This is a genomic window from Salinivibrio sp. ML323 (genome assembly GCF_001995745.1).
GTDB lineage: Bacteria > Pseudomonadota > Gammaproteobacteria > Enterobacterales > Vibrionaceae > Salinivibrio > Salinivibrio kushneri.
Window position 1 is genome coordinate 23,789 of the sequence record NZ_MUES01000011.1, and the last position, 15,698, is coordinate 39,486.

Consider the following 15,698-nt stretch of genomic DNA (forward strand, 5'->3'; position numbering starts at 1 on the left):
AAAAACTAGCTGACGGCGCGGCGCAGGCGATCATGGACCGCAAGCCACGCTTCGCCATGAGGGGGCTGGGCGAGCCAGATTTCATCGACGCCCAGTTGGTCGGCTTGGGCGAGTTGGTGATATAACGCTTGCCCGTAGCGCGCGGCGTCATCCGGCATGGCAATGCAGACCAGATCATCCCGTGTCGGGGCTTCGCCAAAGTGAAGCAAGGCCGCGCGTTTTTCCGGATGGGGCGCAGGGAGATCAGACAAGTCTGCCGCCACCATCTGCAACCGGGTGTTGGGTTGGTAATGGCTTCCCACATTGCCGGGTACTACGGTGTCGTGCTGCTCGGGGGCGTCGACTGTTTCACCCAGCACGGCGCTCAACTCGCTGGCGGTGATGGGACCGGCGCGAAGTACGCGGAATGGACGCTTGGTAAGATCGACAATGGTCGACTCCAGCCCATGTTGGCAAGGGCCGCCATCAATGACTGCGGCAATTTTTCCGCCTAAACCATGCACCACTTGCTCTGCCGTGGTGGGGCTGAGCTTTTTATACGGGTTCGCTGACGGGGCGGCAACGGCAAGCTGATGGGTGGCGAGCAGGTCCAATAACACAGGTTGCGCAGGCACGCGAAGCCCAATGGTATCCAATCCACCCGTAACCACCGGTGATATATGTTCAGCACGTGGCAACAGCAGTGTCATCGGCCCAGGCCAGAAGGCATTCGCCAGCTTATATGCTTCATCCGGGATCGGCGTTGCCCRCTCGGTGATCGATGCGACGTCACCGAGATGAACAATCAAAGGATGATTGGCGGGTCGCCCTTTGGCGGTAAAAATACCCGCGACGGCGTCAGGATTGCTGGCATCCGCTGCCAAGCCGTACACGGTTTCTGTAGGCACCGCGACTTGTTCGCCGGCTTTCAGCAGCTCGGCGGCTTGTGTTAGATCCGTTGAACACTGCGCTGAGAGAAGTTGCGTTTTCAACGACATGCTCCGTTTTATTTTGCTACGTTCAGGTGATACCACTGACCCGAGCGATCGCGTTGCCAAACTGCACCCTGCGCATCAATTTGCATCAAGTACAGCCAGCCGTGATTCGCCAGCGCGGCTATATCGTCATGGCGTGCAAGTATACTATCAATTGCCTCCCGAGGGGCAGCGATAAATACGCTTAATCGCACTGGCTGGTGGCGATATCGACGGCCATCGTGCACGGATTGATGCGATAAGCCAATTCGTAAGTCGCCACCATTCCCTTCAAACACCCCAATGTGGCCACCCACGATATTGTGTAGCAGTTTGTTTCCGCTGCCGAATTTTTCCGGTGCGGTGACGGAAGCAAAGTACTGCAGATTGATCCAATTGGTCACCACCATGGGCGCGGTGAGGATGGTTTCAAGCTGACTAAAGTCACGGTCTTTATGCATGTCGTAGTCGTGTAAAAAGCTGCGACCTTGCAAATTAATCTGTCGAGACAGGGTGCGCGGGCCCACGATTAACGCGGCGTTGTCACACAGTCCCCACTCAGGACGCATTTGTGCCCAGTCTTTGGCCCGTGTAGCAAAGAATCGTTTGAGTTTAGATGGCTGGGTTGGTGTTTGATCAAACTGGTTGGCGCGGGTTGCACGTGCTTGTTCGCTCGCAGCGGCCAGCCAAGTTTGCCACTCGGCATGCTCGGGGGCGTGAAAGACATCCAGTGCGTCGGTGGTGGTGTTGTGCATGGCGGCATAAAAACGGGTACTGGCGGGAATCGTCACGCCTTGCTTTGCCATGGCATCACGTACGTCGGCATCGTTAAGAAGCTGTGCAAGTACGCGGACATTTACCTCGCCGGTTTGTCCACCGCAAGCACCACAGTCAAGCCCTGCTGCATGAGGGTTGTTACAGGTTTCACTGCCGTGACCCACCAACAAGACGGCATCGGCCAGTTGGTCAGCAATGCCCATTGCCCGCAAGATACCAGCGCCTAGCTCTGCCTTTTCTGCTGCGCTTAACGGCGTATTGTCACGGGTGAGCGCCCAATCACTGTCAGTATGGCTGAGTCGATTTAGCGGGTTTTCTGTGCCAGAAATGCGTAACGCGCGTTTTAATAGGCTCACCAGCTTCAGCATGCCACCGGCTTCGACCATCCCTAAATTGGCGGCAGGTGCGTCGAGACTGCGCTGCCAGCCGAGCTTGGTCATTCGTAACCAGCGTTCGGGGGTAGCATGGGTTTGTGAGACGGTGACCGCCGGTGCCAATAAGCCGGGCAGTTGCGGGCGGTGAATATGGCTATCGGTGGGCTGATAGGCGATCGGCAAGCCAAAAAAGCCAGCAAAGCCAAGAGTTTGAATCCGATCGGATTGCGCTTCTAATGCGCGGCGCATCGGTTCAGAGCGCACATCGATACAAAACACAGCTTGCAACGTGGGTGAGGTGGCGAGGGTGTCGACACTGGCCTGCGCGGACAAGGCGTGTGCCCAAGGGCGCTGCTGACTAATTTCTAGCGCTTGTTGCCAAATCCACAGTGGCGCGAGCTGTTGTTGTGCTTGGTGATACCAATGGCGCACATTCACCGCTTGATGGTGCATGGACTGACGAATGCTTGCCCACGCTGTTTCACGGTGTTTGGCAAGCCAACGTGCCAGCACTGTATCCCAAGCAAGTAAAATCACGAATAGGCCCATGCCATGTTCTTGCTGTTCACTGTCACTGAGCTGTTGCTGCCAATCTAACCAAGCCTGCCAGCTTGCCCAACCTGATAAACCATGCATCAGCGCGTGGCAATAGGCCAAGTTACCGTCTTGGTCGTGAAGGATCGGTTGCCAAAAGGTGGCCGCTTCAGCGATAAGTGCATCCATTTGAGTGGGCAGTGCGGCGAAATCGGCAAGCAAATCCACGCCAGTGAGGGTTTTAATGCCTTTATCTTGGCTCACCACATCCAACCAGCATTGATAAAGGTGCTCACCGCCTTGGCCTTGGGCATCAAAGCGTTGTGGGTATTGGTGATAAAGCGCGAGAAACTGGCTCACTTGCTGCTGGATTTCTTGCTGCCACGATAAGCCTTCTTGTGTTTCCCGAGTGCGGTCACACAACTCAGCCAATGGCTTCCAACGCGGGAGGTTACTGCTATGAATGCGCAGTGCACGCAGACAATCACTCACTGTTAATGCGCTGCCAGAGGTTGAAATGGCCTCGGCAAGGTGTGCCTCACTAATGGGCGATTGCCAATGCGACAGATAGTACGCCGACGGCATTAGCGGACAGTGGCCACTTAACACCGCTTGCTCAGCAAAGACTTGCTCAATGGGGGTAAAGCGTTGCGGCCACCATGGGTTCACTGCAATCATTTGATCCAACGGCCAGCTTGGCGCAATCGCTGCGACCGCTTGCTGGGTGGCATCGCGAAAATCACTCACACCGAGGGACTCAGGGTGTGCAGATACGTTGGGCGTTTTCGCAATCATTAGCGCGTCTCCTTATGCGGTTGCCATTGGGTCGTTTGTAGTTGGATTAAAGAAGCACTTGGCCACCATTTGAGTGTTAGGCGCGTCGCCCATTCATCAAGGTAAGCGCCGGCGTTCAGCCAAATAAATAGGCGATTCACCCACGCTTTGTGAGGCCAGTACTGGACCGCCAGTGACAGAGCAAACAGCGCGATAAACAGCACCAGCGCAAAGGCATCGGCAAATAAGTAGGTGGCATTACCGCCCGCGACAAACACAATCAAGCTATGTTTAATGGCGGCGTAGAGTCCGAGCAGGCCAAGTGCAAACACGCTACTGAGCAGCACGCGTGTCGGGCGGGCAGCGCCTGGGCGCGTAAAGGCTGGTAATAGCAGCATGGTCATCGCCATCCACAACAACCAGCCGGCGGCCAAGCTATTTAAAATACCGACAATTAGATGTACGGCGACAATCAAACCGCCTGCGGTGGCCATCGCGGCAAGCCAATGGCTACGACGCGGGACTGAGGCATCAGCCAGTTGGGTTGCGAGCCAATGATTCACGCCATTGCCGCTGTTGAGGAAAGAGAACGCCTTGTAGAAAGAGTGCGCCAGTAGGTGCAGCAGTGCCAACTCGTAAAGACCTAGGGCGATTTCGACTAACATCAGCCCCATTTGGGCGACGGTCGACCACGCCAGTTTTACCTTGATGCTCACGCGTGTCAGGCTCACCAGCCCAGCTACCAGCGTACTGACGCCCGCGATAACCAGCAGTGCTAGGCTGGCACTGGGGCTCGCCGCGAGCACTGGCGCGAACAGCATCAATAAGATCCCGCCAAGGTTCACAATGCCAGCATGCAACAAGGCAGAGACAGGTGTTGGCGCTTCCACCACTTGAATCAACCAGCCGTGCAAGGGCAGTTGCGCGCACTTAATGATCGCCACACCCACCAGCATAAAGGCGGCGATGCTTACAGTCAGCGTGTGAGGCTGCTGGCTGACTTGAAACATCAATTGGTCAATCTGCGCGGTTTGGTAGTGGAAAAACAACAGTAAAAATGCGCCACCGAGTAGCAATTCGCTAAAGCGGGCGAGCAGCATCTTTTTGTGTGCCGCGAGTTGGGCGCGAGGCCGATGCGGATAGAAAAGAATTAACCGGCCCAATGAGAGGCTAACCGCCACCCAAGCAAGCCAAAACAGCAACAGGTGATTGCTAACTAAAACCAACAAGACTGCCGACAAAGTGAGCAGCAAGGATGAAAGAAAACGGTGTTTGTCGGCTTCGCCCGCAAACGCAGTGGCACTGTATCGCCAGATAACACCGCCAAGAAGCGCAACCAGTGCGAGCAGCACCAGTTTGAGCGGGGTGACGAGAAATAGGGATAACATGACTTACCTCACAGCAATAGTTATGAGATACATTGTGAAAACTTACTACAGTTAAGTAAAATACATAATAAATCACTTTTCATTCTGTTTTAGAGAACGATGAGCCGACTGAACTACCATCATTTGTATTATTTCTGGCAGGTGGCGCGCCACGGCAACCTGACCCAGACCGCTCGCCAGCTGCATATTTCGCAGTCGGCGCTGTCGTCACAAATCAAGCAGCTTGAGCAGGCGATGCAGGTGCAATTGTTTGAGCGGCAAGGTCGTACATTGACGTTGACCGAAAGTGGCTATCAAGCGATGAACTATGCCGAAGAGATTTTTCGCCAAGGGGAAGAGTTAGAGCAGTTGCTATCCAGCGGCGGGGCGTTGTCTAGTGCCACGATTCGCATTGGTACCTTATCGACCATGTCGCGGAACTTTATCGAGCAGTTTATTCAGCCTTTGGTCAATCAACGAGAGTGCCGCTATGTGTTGCAGTCGATGGATCAAACTGGCTTGCTTCATGCGCTTTCTGATCACCAGTTGGATTTGGCGCTAACCAATATCGCGGTGCGGGGGACCAATAAACAAATTTGGCAGTATCAGCAACTGGCACGCCAGCCGGTAGCCGTGATTGGTTGGCCGGGTAAAGCCTTATCGCCCACCTTAGACGCCAGCTACCAGCACCAAGCGTGGGTGTTGCCTTATGGCGATAACCCCATTCGCTCGGGGTTTGACGCCATCTCAGCGCAGTATCAACTCAAGCCTTACATCATGGCAGAAGCCAATGATATGGCGATGCTGCGCCTGTTAACCCGCGACAATGATGCGTTAGCGGTAATGCCCGAAGTGGTGGTTCGCGATGAGCTAGATAGTGGCATGCTCACCCGCTATGCCTTATTGCCGAGTGTGTATGAGCCGTTCTATGCGGTATCGATTAAACGTCAGTGGGTACATCCAAAATTGAATTCGCTTTTAGATGCGTTCAGTGCGTCGCCGCTCGCGCATGGCGACGACCTTCGCGACGGCAACGGTCAGAGCAATACCTAACTTCGTCCCAACAGCGCGCCCACTTTTTACGCCACGTAAAGGGGCGTTCGCACGTCAAACATACCTTGCTGGGAAGATGTGGTTTTTTATGCGCCATCTGGGTTGCCTCCAGTAGACTGAGTGGCAGGTGAACGTGATTGTTGAGTGCGCTTGTCCGCGTTCTCAGGGCTATTTGTTCGCTCAGGGCTGCTTGTTCGCTCAGGGCTGCTTGTTTGCTCAGGGCTGCTTGGACGTACATGGGTGGCGAGGATCCGTGCTTTCTCGATGCGAACAGCGTCCTGTTTACGAAACGACCACAGAATGTCACGCGCACGTTTGCCGGTTTGTTCGATATCGACAATGGGTCTCGGGTAGTCTTCACCAAGCACCACCCCGTACATCATCGCTTCCATATCGGTCATTTGCCACGGGGTATGGATCAAGCTGTCGGGCAAGGGAGAAAGCTCGGGTAACCATTCACGAATAAATGCCCCTTCTGGATCTTGCTCTTGCGATTGTTTCACTGGGTTATAAATGCGCAAGGTATTGGCGCCCGTCACGCCAGCCTGCATTTGAAACTGGGGGTAGTGAATGCCGGGCTCAAAATCGAGAAATAGCTGCGCCAAATGATGCACACCGCGCCGCCAGTCAATCAGTAGATGGTGGGTTAAAAAACTGACCAGCATCGCTCGCATACGAAAGTTGATATAGCCGGTGGCGTGCAGGCAGCGCATACAGGCATCGACGAGCGGATAACCGGTATGACCTTGTTGCCATGCGAGCAGGTGCGCATCGCTCTGCGGACCGTTCGCGTACTCAAAATGTAAGTAGCCGCGATTGACGGGCCGATGCTCCATGTGGTGCTCGCTTTCAAATTTCTGCATAAAATGACAGTGCCAATGCAAACGCGACACCATAGCGACCAGCGCACGCCGCCAACCCTTTTTTTGCCAATGGAGGAGGGTGATTTGATACATCTCGCGCACGCTGATGTTACCCCATGCAAGATAGGGTGATAGCCGCGTACAGCTTTTGCGGCTGGCGAGCGGTTTAGAGATGTGACGTTGATAGCGTTGCCCGCGCTCGCGGAAAAAAGACTGCAAGGTTTTGTACGCCCAACTCGGGCCGCCGGGCTGAAAGCGTGGCGCAGGCGAATCCCAGTTATGGTGACCGAGTGAAGGTAGCGTGAGTGATGTGTCTAGCCAGCGCGTTTGTTGCCAATCCGGATCGGCAAGAGGGGCACGCATCACTTTTTGCCATTCTGCGTCCCAATCAACCCGATTTTTCGCGCCGCGGATCACCGCCCCGGTAGGATATTCATGCCATGGGATCTGATGGCTTGCTAGCCATTTGGCCACCGCTTTATCTCGCGAAAATGTCGCGTCGACGCCAATTTCTTGATGGCTGTACACCGCGCCAATCGCGTGTTGCTGGTGGATGGCCTGAAGCACCGACACCGCGTCGCCTTGGCTTATGGTGACATGACCGCCAAGCGGTGCCAGCTGTTGATTAAGATCGCACAGGGATTGCCAGACAAATCGCCAATGGCGCTCGCTATGGTGCGGATCGTTAAGCAGCAGTGGCTCAAACAGGTACAAAATCACCAAGGGACGCCCAGCGGCAATGGCAGCTTGTAAAGGGGCATGATCCCGCAGGCGTAAATCGCGTTTTAGCCACACAAGGCTGATGGGCGCGGACATAGGGCTCTCGACAGTCGTAACAACAATCTTCTATTCACCCTTGGCGATACGAGGCTGAATGACGCTTGGATCCCTGATGGTGACTTGGTTGAGGTCTAATTTCTTTCATTAACAAGCGCTAAGCGCACAAAGCGAAATAAAAATGGTTTGCATTTGCCTTTTAAGCATCGGAAAATTACCGCTCTCAGAGATAACTGGCAAGTGCCACGCGCTTGTGTTTGCAGAAGTAGGATCGGGATATGTTAGAGGCAAAGGACGTTGCGTTTGCCGTCAACGGAAAAGTGTTACTCGATAAGGTGAGCTTGTCGTTTACGCCGGGAAAAATCTGTGCGTTAGTCGGACACAATGGGTCGGGCAAGTCGACGTTGATAAAGCTGTTAGCGCAGCAACAGGCAACCAGCAGCGGGCAGATCGCATTAGACCAAAAGCCCTTATCAAAATGGTCGGAAAAAGCGTTTGCGCGCGAGGTGGCCTATTTGCCACAGCATTTACCGGCAACCGATAACTTAACTGGGTATGAGTTGGTCAGTTTTGGTCGCTATCCTTGGCATGGTTTGCTGGGGCGGTTGACCAAAGCCGATCATCAAGCGATCAACGAGGCAATGACACTGACTGGCACCCAAGATTATGCCGAGCGCTTGGTCGATACCTTATCGGGCGGCGAGCGCCAACGGCTGTGGATTGCAATGCTGCTGGCACAGCAAACGCGTTACTTACTGCTCGATGAGCCGCTATCTGCACTGGATGTGGCCCACCAAGTTGAAGTGATGACCTTGGTTCGCAAACTCAGCCGAGAGCTGGATAAGTCCATCATTATCGTGGTGCACGATATTAATATGGCAGCGCGTTTTTGTGATGAGATTGTCGCGCTGCACAGCGGGCAAATCCTGACTCAAGGCGCGGTTAGCGATGTGTTTCAAGAGTCGGCGCTCAAATCGATTTATGGCATTGAGATGCCGATTGCCGATCATGCTGCCGGCTATGCGGTTGCGATGCCGGGGGAGTTATCACCGGTATGATCAAGTCTTCGTTCTTGACGCTTATGGTCTGGCTGACCGCGGCCATGATGTCGGCTAGCGCCAGCGCGTCGCCTCGTATTCTCTCGCTGGATTGGACCCAAACTGAAACCTTGTTGGCCTTAGGGGTGACGCCCGTCGCGGTCGCGCAAAAGGCAGATTACAATTCGTGGGTGAAAGCCCCGCCCATTCCAGAAAAAACCGTCGATATTGGGCTTCGCACCCAGCCGAATATGGAGCGTTTGGCTGAGCTTCACCCCGATAAAATTCTAATTTCACCCATTTTTAAGGCGATGAAGCCCAAGCTAAGCACCATTGCGCCGGTCAGTTCAATTCCTCTCTATGAAAGTGGCCTAAGCTGGACGTCGTTAAAAACCGTGACGCGGCAGATTGCACGTGAGGCCAACCGTCCGGAGGCCGGTGAAACCCTGATTGCTAATGCGAAGCGGCAATTAGCGAGCCTGCGCGATACTATTCCCGGTGAACAGCCTCCGCTGCTGATGATCCAGTTTCTTGACGCCAACCATGTGCGGGTGTTTGGGACCAACAGCCTGTATCACGCCGCTATCAGTGAATTGGGGCTCAGCAACGCGTGGCAAAATACCACCAACAGTTGGGGGTTTAGCATGGTCTCCATCCGCGAGCTGCTAGACCTTGATGCGCAACTAGTGATTGTGCGCCCACTCCCCGCGGGCGTCGAGCAAACCCTTAAGACCAATATGTTTTGGCAATATTTGGTTAAACGTACGGGACGTACGCCATTGATGATTGATCCGGTATGGAGCTTTGGGGCGATTCCATCGGCGTTACGCTTTGCCCGCCTTGTGACCGCGGCATTGACCGACCAAGGAGGGCAGGCATGAAACTGAACCTGTTATGGGTGCCCTTGGCGTTACTGGCGGCACTGTTAAGCCTCGCAACCACTCAGTTGGGGCAGTGGAATGTAAACGCGTTCATGCTCTGGGATTCTCTATGGTCGCTGGATGACAGTGCGTCGATTGGCGTTGTGATGCATTTAACCTGGTGGCCGCGCTTGGTCACCGCATTGCTGGCGGGGGCGTGTTTGGGGCTGGCCGGTACCTTGATGCAACAAGTGTTGCGCAACCCCTTGGCCTCGCCCTCGACGCTGGGGGTGGCGAATGGCGCTAGCTTGGCGCTGATGCTTGCGACGCTTTATGCCCCTTGGCTATTGACTTGGTCGAGCGCAATGGTGGCGATGTCTGGCGGAGTGCTGACCATGCTGGTGGTCTTTGCGCTAGCATGGCGACGCGGCCTATCGCCCACCGTAGTGGTGATCGCGGGGTTGATTTTAAACCTTTACTGCGGCGCGCTCAGCACCGTGCTGCTGTTGATGAATCAAGAAGCGCTACACGGCATGATGGTGTGGGGCGCGGGCTCGATGGTGCAAACCGACTGGCACAGTGTGCAAGCCCTACTGCCACGCATTGGATTGGCGGTCGTGTTGATCCTTGCCTTGTTAAAGCCGCTCAACGTCCTAAGCCTTTCAGATGAAGGAGCAAAAAGCTTAGGCGTATCACTGGCGAAAATCCGTGTGATTGCACTGGGGCTATCGGTACTTCTGACCGCGTGGGTAGTTAGCTTGATTGGCGTGATTGGCTTCGTCGGTCTTGCCGCGCCCGCGATTGCACGCTTATGTGGCGCTCGCAAGCTCATCACCCGATTGAGCCTGGCGATGATTTTAGGCGCTTTGATGTTGGCAGCCACTGATTTGGCTGTCCAGCTATTACCCGGCCGCCGGGCAATGATGGTGCCTACGGGCGCCGCCACGGCAGCGTTAGGTGCGCCGCTATTATTGTGGCTGTTGCCACGGGTATCGCTGGGCAACCGTCAACGCCAACAAATGCATGCCGGGACGCCTGCACCACGTCAGGATTGGCCACTAGGCCGAACGCTGATGTTACTGGTGTTGGGTGTGGTGATTTTTGCTACCGTATCGCGTCAAAGTGAGGGCTGGCAGTGGCTGGCGCTCAGCGGCGATTGGTCCTTGTTGGAGTGGCGCTTGCCACGCTTGCTGGCCGCGGCATTGGCGGGTGGTGTGCTTGCTGTTGCCGGTGCCGTGCTTCAGCGTTTAAGTGCTAACCCGATGGCGAGCCCTGAAGTGATGGGGATCAGTGCCGGCACGGCGCTGGGACTGATTGTCACTATTTTTGCTGGCATGGGCGCGTCTATGCTGAGCTTGTATGTCGGCGGCTTAATCGGTGCCGGCGCGACCTTGGCGTTGATTGTGCTGCTTAATCGCAAAACTGGCTTTCAGCCAGAAAAAGTATTGCTCACTGGCGTCGCCATCGCAGCACTGATGCAAGCGGTGCAAAGCTTCTTGATGGCGGGGGGCGATCCTCGCGCGTATCAAGTGCTCGCGTGGATTTCAGGCTCAACCTACTATGTGACTGACAGTACGGTGACCACACTGGCCTTGGTTACCGCCGTGCTGGTGGCGCTAGGATTAATGTGCCAGCGTTGGCTCGATATTTTGCCACTCGGTGGCGAAACCGCTCAATCACTGGGGGTTAAGGTAGGGCGTGCCCGCATGGTCTTGCTGGCCCTCGTCGCGGTGATGACCGTCAGTGCCACCTTGGTGGTGGGGCCGCTCAGTTTTGTCGGCTTGATGGCCCCGCACATTGCGCGTAGCTGGGGGGCGAAAAATGCTCGGGCGCATATGGTCACCGCCGGGTTGATTGGCATGGGATTGATGCTGTTTGCCGATTGGCTCGGACGACAATGGTTGTATCCGCAAGAAATGCCGGCTGGGATCATTGCTTCCTTGATAGGTGGGCTCTACCTAATGATTGTGTTACGTAAGCTATAGTTTTAACGTGCGGTGATCGACAGGATCGCCTCATCCCTAACTAAAGAGATGCAGTTTGCATCTCTTTTTGTTTGAGGAGCCAGAGAATGAACAGTGATTCCATGCAGCGTGTGGCGGTTGTCGGCGTAGGCGGCGCGATTGGTGAAGCTTTTTGTCGCGCATTGCTCGACAAGCCATCCATCCAGCAAGTCTTTGCGCTGGGGCGCCACCCCGCGCCACTTGCTGAGATAAGTGAAAAGGTGGTGCCTGTGGCGGTGAACATTCGCGATGAAGCATCAATACAAGCGTCGGCCGAGCACATCGACGACAATAGTGTAGATGCGGTGATCATTGCCTCGGGGATGCTTCATGATGATGCGGTCAGTCCAGAAAAGCGACTCGCAGCTTGCAGCAGTGAGGCGATGCACCAGCTTTTTGATGTAAATGCGGTGGCGCCGCTGCTGTTGAGCAAACATCTTGCGGGCAAATTGAAACGCAACGCTGAGGCGAAGCTCGCTATCTTGTCGGCGCGCGTAGGCAGTATCAGTGACAACCGTGCGGGCGGTTGGTATGCCTATCGTGCAAGCAAAGCGGCGGTGAACATGTTGATCAAAGGCATGAGCATCGAACTTGGCCGCCAAGATAAATCATTAACTGTGGTTGGCCTGCATCCGGGGACCGTCGACAGTCGTCTATCCGCGCCCTTTCAAGCCAATGTTAAGCCCGGCAAGCTATTCAGCCCGGCTCAATCGGCTGGCTACTTATTGTCGGTATTGGATGTCCTCGATAGTCGCCACACCGGGCGTCTGTTTGCATGGGATGGAGAAGAAATAGCCCCGTAGACTGGGGCATTATCGAGTCACTTCCAATGCAATGGCTGCTCTAGGGTCGACAAAGGCTTTTCGCTTCCTAGTCCTATCATTTCATCGTATGCCGTGTCGGTCACTAACACGTACTGCGCGGCGTTAACCCATTCAAAATCCTCTTTCACCGCCAGCAAGCTGCGAGATAAGTAGGGCTTATCGCCGTGATAAATCAGCTTCTGCTCCACCGTATCGCCGTGACGCAAAAAGGCGATGGCTTGATACAACATGCCATCAATGCCACGGATCTGAATCTTGTCAATGTTGTCGCAATTTATCAGTTCGCTCAGTTGTAAATTCATCACTCGTCCTTGCGGTTAGGCCTTCCCCAGCCACTACGAGCCATGCAAGCACGCGGATCCCTCGAGGGTAAAGCATTATCAGTCGCAGCCCCCTTTTCAGTCTGTAATGTAAAATAAATGTTACGCAAAGGTAAAATTAAAACCGTGGCAATAAGATGATTTTCTCTGCAAAGTCGACGTAACCTGTGGGTAACGGAGACAATGCGTAAGGCTGACTGCCGCTGTTTACGCGCGATTTTTTACGCCAGACAACGACACAAGGCGGTGAACGTGAAACAGAGTAAATACCAATCCAAACCCGTTGATGAGCTGGGCCGAGTAGCCTGGTCGGCACAAGAAAACGATGTATGGCGCCAGTTAGTCACACGGCAACTTGCGTGTATCAAAGACAAAGCGTGTCAGGAATATTTAGACGGGCTACGCATGCTCGACTTGCCGCATGATACGGTGCCACAGATCCCAGATGTGAATGCAGTGTTAATGCGAGAGACGGGCTGGCAAGTGGCTCCTGTGCCTGCGTTGATTGATTTCGACCATTTCTTTGCCTTATTGGCGGACAAGAAATTCCCTGCGGCGACCTTTTTGCGCACCAAAGAAGACTTTGATTACTTGCAAGAGCCGGATTACTTCCATGAGATTTTCGGTCACTGTGCGATGCTGACTCACCCAGCGTTCGCTGAGTTTACCCATATGTACGGCCAACTGGGTAAGAAAGCCACGCCCAAAGAGCGCGTCTATCTTGCACGCTTGTATTGGTTTACGGTCGAGTTTGGTTTACTCAGTGACACGCAAGGCAATCGCAGTATTTATGGCGGCGGGATCTTGTCGTCGCCGGCGGAGACCGAGTACGCCTTTAATAGCGACAAAGCGGTGCGTAAGCCTTTAGAAGTGATAGATGTCATGCGCACGCCTTACCGGATTGACATCATGCAACCCATTTACTTTACCATTGAGTCGATTGACGACTTATTTGCCATCAGTCAACGTGACTTGATTGCTGATGTGCATCAAGCCATGGAACTGGGCCTTCATGCGCCTTTGTTCCCGCCCAAACCGAAAAAGACAGAACAGCAAAAGGAAACGCAACATGTCTGAACTAACTGAGTTGAAATGTGAAGCCTGTAATATTGATGCCCCTTTGGTCAGTGCTGAGGAAATGCCAGCGCTGCTTAAAGACATTCCGCAGTGGCGTAAAGTAACACGAGATGGGATTGATCAGCTCGAACGTGAGTTCACCTTCCGCAACTTTAAGTTGGCGTGGGCGTTTGCCAACCAAGTGGCTGAGCTGGCTGAGCAAGAAGGACACCATCCCGCTATCTTGCTGGAGTGGGGTAAGGTGACCGTGACTTGGTGGTCGCATAAGATCAAAGGCCTGCACAAAAATGATTTTATTTGTGCGGCGAAAACCGACGACATTGTCCCTGAGTAAACCAAAAACGCCCCGAGTGTGATCTCGGGGCGTTTCTTTTTCGCTCACTTGCTATCTATCCCAGTCACGCAAGTATCCATCCTGCGATCTCATCACCATTTCTCGGCAATCTTTTACTCTTCTTACGACTCTTGGGCCGTAGAGTAAGATAGATTGAAAAAAGTGACACGGTCACTTTATCGTGTTGAGCTTACTCTTCTTCGTCGCTTGTGTCTTTTTGCTTAACGGCAAAATACTGCGCTAGGATTTCGTCAGTGAGCTCACCTTTTTCCTCAAGGGCTTTGAGCTTTGCCACAATCGCTTTTTGTTCGTCGAGTGAGGGCAAAGTCTCTGGCTCATGCTCGGGGGCGTCATCGGCCAGTTGATTCAAAATATCCATAAATGTACCTCGTAATATGCTTAACGCAGAGCCTAGCAAAAATCGTGATTTTGCCCAAGCAAAAGACGAACGTGAGCCAAGTAGTTGGACTTAACACACTCAGTTACATCAAAAAAAAGGCTCAGACCCCGCGCCATTGGTCTACGTTTGTAGTAAAGGTTTGTTTTAGGGAGAGTGAGCTGTGAGTGAAATCTTTTTTTCATGCCAACCCATCTTTGATGAAGCGCAAAACCAGTGGGGCAATGAGCTGCTGTTTAGGGACGGCCAAGAAAATAAGTTTCCTTCAATCGATGAAGATACGGCGACATCGCGTATTCTCAGTGCTAATTTTTTATCAGGGAAAGAGCTCGATGATAGCTTACGGTACGTGGTGAGTTTTTCGGAGGCTGCACTGCTTGATGAGATCCCCTTTTCGATTCCGGTTAAATCTCTAGTGATTTGTGTCACCGCAAAGTGTAACGCGACGCCGATGCTGGTGAAGCAACTGGAGTCTTACCAGAAAGCTGGCTTTACCATTTTAGGAGAGAGTGATGTCTTCACGAGTCGCTGGCAAAGGCACTTACAGCTTTTCGATGTTGTTCGTGTGAGTATGGCTTCAGAGAACTTGTCCGATTGGACGGGGTCGATCTCCAGTAATCCGGGTATGCGCTTTTTAGCCACGAAAGTGGAGAGTAATGAGGAATTTTTGTTGGCCAAGCATCTCGGGTTCAGCCTATTCCAAGGATATTTTTTTGAACAGCCTTTGATTAAAAGCTATAGTGATGTAGCTCCCTCAGTCATTAGCCTACTTGATGCCTGTATTGTGGTTAACCGCAGCCCCCATGACATCGACGAAATCACAGACGTGATCTCTCGAGATGTGTCCTTGTTATATAAAGTGGTAACCAGCGCTAATATTCTCGCTAAATCAAAGAAGAAAACGATAACAAACCCCAAACAAGCAGTAGTATATCTAGGACTGGAATCACTGCGGCGGCTAATTTCTTTGCTGATCATGTCTAACATGAATCACCAAGAGTGTTCTCATCTACAAAATGCGGCCATTCTGCGCGCTATTTTTATGCAGCAAGCTAGCCCATTATTGAAAAGCATTGATCCTGACGAAGCCTTTTTAGTGGGGGCATTTTCACTCCTTGATGCGATGCTTGGTATCCCCATGGAGGATGTTGTGAAGCAGCTTTCACTCGACCAAGAGGCCAAAAACGCATTGATGTCTCAGTCAGGACCTTATGGTGAGCTTTTGGAGTTATGTAAGAACATTGAACACGCCAATTGGGACTGGGTCGGCTCGCTGTGTGAAAGGATGACGTTAAAGGAGCGCGCTGTCTTGAGGGCGTTTGATAAAGCCCGTTATCAAACCCAAACCTTGGCGGCGACAATGCAGGTGTGAAC

General features: G+C 53.3%; 15 protein-coding genes. 8 read left to right on the plus strand and 7 right to left on the minus strand.

The window, feature by feature from the left end; all coding sequences use genetic code 11:
* Window positions 1-5: 5 nt before the first annotated feature.
* From BZG13_RS08835 to BZG13_RS08845, 3 genes are read right to left on the minus strand one after another with little or no spacing between them, the layout of a single operon-like run.
* Window positions 6-977: an L-threonylcarbamoyladenylate synthase gene (locus tag BZG13_RS08835; protein ID WP_108743876.1), complete on the minus strand. Its 972-nt coding sequence runs from the start codon at window positions 975-977 to the stop codon at window positions 6-8.
* Window positions 978-985: 8 nt separating this feature from the next.
* On the minus strand, window positions 986-3,433 hold the full coding sequence (locus BZG13_RS08840) for a DUF2309 domain-containing protein (protein WP_077486364.1): 2,448 nt from the start codon (window positions 3,431-3,433) through the stop codon (window positions 986-988).
* Window positions 3,433-4,800: an NADH-quinone oxidoreductase subunit L gene (locus BZG13_RS08845; protein WP_077486365.1), complete on the minus strand. Its 1,368-nt coding sequence runs from the start codon at window positions 4,798-4,800 to the stop codon at window positions 3,433-3,435. The genes BZG13_RS08840 and BZG13_RS08845 overlap by 1 nt, the downstream gene beginning before the upstream one ends.
* Before the next feature lie 99 nt (window positions 4,801-4,899).
* Here BZG13_RS08845 and BZG13_RS08850 point away from each other — a divergent pair, with 99 nt between their 5' ends.
* The gene (locus BZG13_RS08850) at window positions 4,900-5,832 is read left to right on the plus strand and encodes a LysR family transcriptional regulator (RefSeq protein ID WP_069589407.1); all 933 of its coding nucleotides are present in this window, start codon (window positions 4,900-4,902) and stop codon (window positions 5,830-5,832) included.
* Here the strand turns inward: BZG13_RS08850 and BZG13_RS08855 are convergent.
* Together BZG13_RS08855 and BZG13_RS08860 are read right to left on the minus strand one after the other, a co-directional pair.
* A complete protein-coding gene (locus tag BZG13_RS08855; protein ID WP_077458369.1) occupies window positions 5,768-5,929 on the minus strand; it encodes a DUF2256 domain-containing protein in 162 nt (53 codons plus the stop codon). The genes BZG13_RS08850 and BZG13_RS08855 overlap by 65 nt on opposite strands.
* Complete coding sequence (locus BZG13_RS08860) at window positions 5,919-7,511, minus strand: FAD-binding domain-containing protein (protein ID WP_077486366.1); 1,593 nt, start codon at window positions 7,509-7,511, stop codon at window positions 5,919-5,921. The genes BZG13_RS08855 and BZG13_RS08860 overlap by 11 nt, the downstream gene beginning before the upstream one ends.
* Before the next feature lie 239 nt (window positions 7,512-7,750).
* Here BZG13_RS08860 and BZG13_RS08865 point away from each other — a divergent pair, with 239 nt between their 5' ends.
* From BZG13_RS08865 to BZG13_RS08880, 4 genes are all read left to right on the plus strand, one after another.
* Window positions 7,751-8,530, plus strand: coding sequence for an ABC transporter ATP-binding protein (locus tag BZG13_RS08865; protein ID WP_077486367.1), 780 nt, complete (start codon window positions 7,751-7,753; stop codon window positions 8,528-8,530).
* Window positions 8,527-9,390 (plus strand): iron-siderophore ABC transporter substrate-binding protein, encoded by an 864-nt coding sequence (locus tag BZG13_RS08870; protein ID WP_077486368.1) that lies wholly within the window; start codon window positions 8,527-8,529, stop codon window positions 9,388-9,390. The genes BZG13_RS08865 and BZG13_RS08870 overlap by 4 nt, the downstream gene beginning before the upstream one ends.
* Window positions 9,387-11,354 (plus strand): Fe(3+)-hydroxamate ABC transporter permease FhuB, encoded by a 1,968-nt coding sequence (fhuB, locus tag BZG13_RS08875; protein WP_077486369.1) that lies wholly within the window; start codon window positions 9,387-9,389, stop codon window positions 11,352-11,354. Before BZG13_RS08870 ends, fhuB begins: the two co-directional genes overlap by 4 nt.
* An 86-nt stretch (window positions 11,355-11,440) precedes the next feature.
* The gene (locus BZG13_RS08880; protein ID WP_077486370.1) at window positions 11,441-12,175 is read left to right on the plus strand and encodes an SDR family NAD(P)-dependent oxidoreductase; all 735 of its coding nucleotides are present in this window, start codon (window positions 11,441-11,443) and stop codon (window positions 12,173-12,175) included.
* Between the two features lie 17 nt (window positions 12,176-12,192).
* Here the strand turns inward: BZG13_RS08880 and BZG13_RS08885 are convergent, their stop codons facing one another.
* Window positions 12,193-12,498, minus strand: a complete 306-nt coding sequence (locus BZG13_RS08885) for a DUF6482 family protein (RefSeq protein WP_069363022.1) — start codon at window positions 12,496-12,498, stop codon at window positions 12,193-12,195.
* 201 nt (window positions 12,499-12,699) lie between these two features.
* Here BZG13_RS08885 and phhA point away from each other — a divergent pair, with 201 nt between their 5' ends.
* The gene (phhA, locus tag BZG13_RS08890; RefSeq protein WP_077486371.1) at window positions 12,700-13,593 is read left to right on the plus strand and encodes a phenylalanine 4-monooxygenase; all 894 of its coding nucleotides are present in this window, start codon (window positions 12,700-12,702) and stop codon (window positions 13,591-13,593) included.
* Window positions 13,586-13,927: a 4a-hydroxytetrahydrobiopterin dehydratase gene (locus BZG13_RS08895; protein ID WP_077486372.1), complete on the plus strand. Its 342-nt coding sequence runs from the start codon at window positions 13,586-13,588 to the stop codon at window positions 13,925-13,927. Before phhA ends, BZG13_RS08895 begins: the two co-directional genes overlap by 8 nt.
* A 190-nt stretch (window positions 13,928-14,117) precedes the next feature.
* Here the strand turns inward: BZG13_RS08895 and BZG13_RS08900 are convergent, their stop codons facing one another.
* Complete coding sequence (locus tag BZG13_RS08900) at window positions 14,118-14,306, minus strand: hypothetical protein (RefSeq protein WP_069363020.1); 189 nt, start codon at window positions 14,304-14,306, stop codon at window positions 14,118-14,120.
* A gap of 181 nt (window positions 14,307-14,487) precedes the next feature.
* Here BZG13_RS08900 and BZG13_RS08910 point away from each other — a divergent pair, with 181 nt between their 5' ends.
* Window positions 14,488-15,696 carry an EAL and HDOD domain-containing protein gene (locus tag BZG13_RS08910; RefSeq protein ID WP_077486374.1) on the plus strand — a complete coding sequence of 403 codons (1,209 nt, stop codon included), beginning with the start codon at window positions 14,488-14,490 and terminating at the stop codon, window positions 15,694-15,696.
* Window positions 15,697-15,698: the final 2 nt, after the last annotated feature.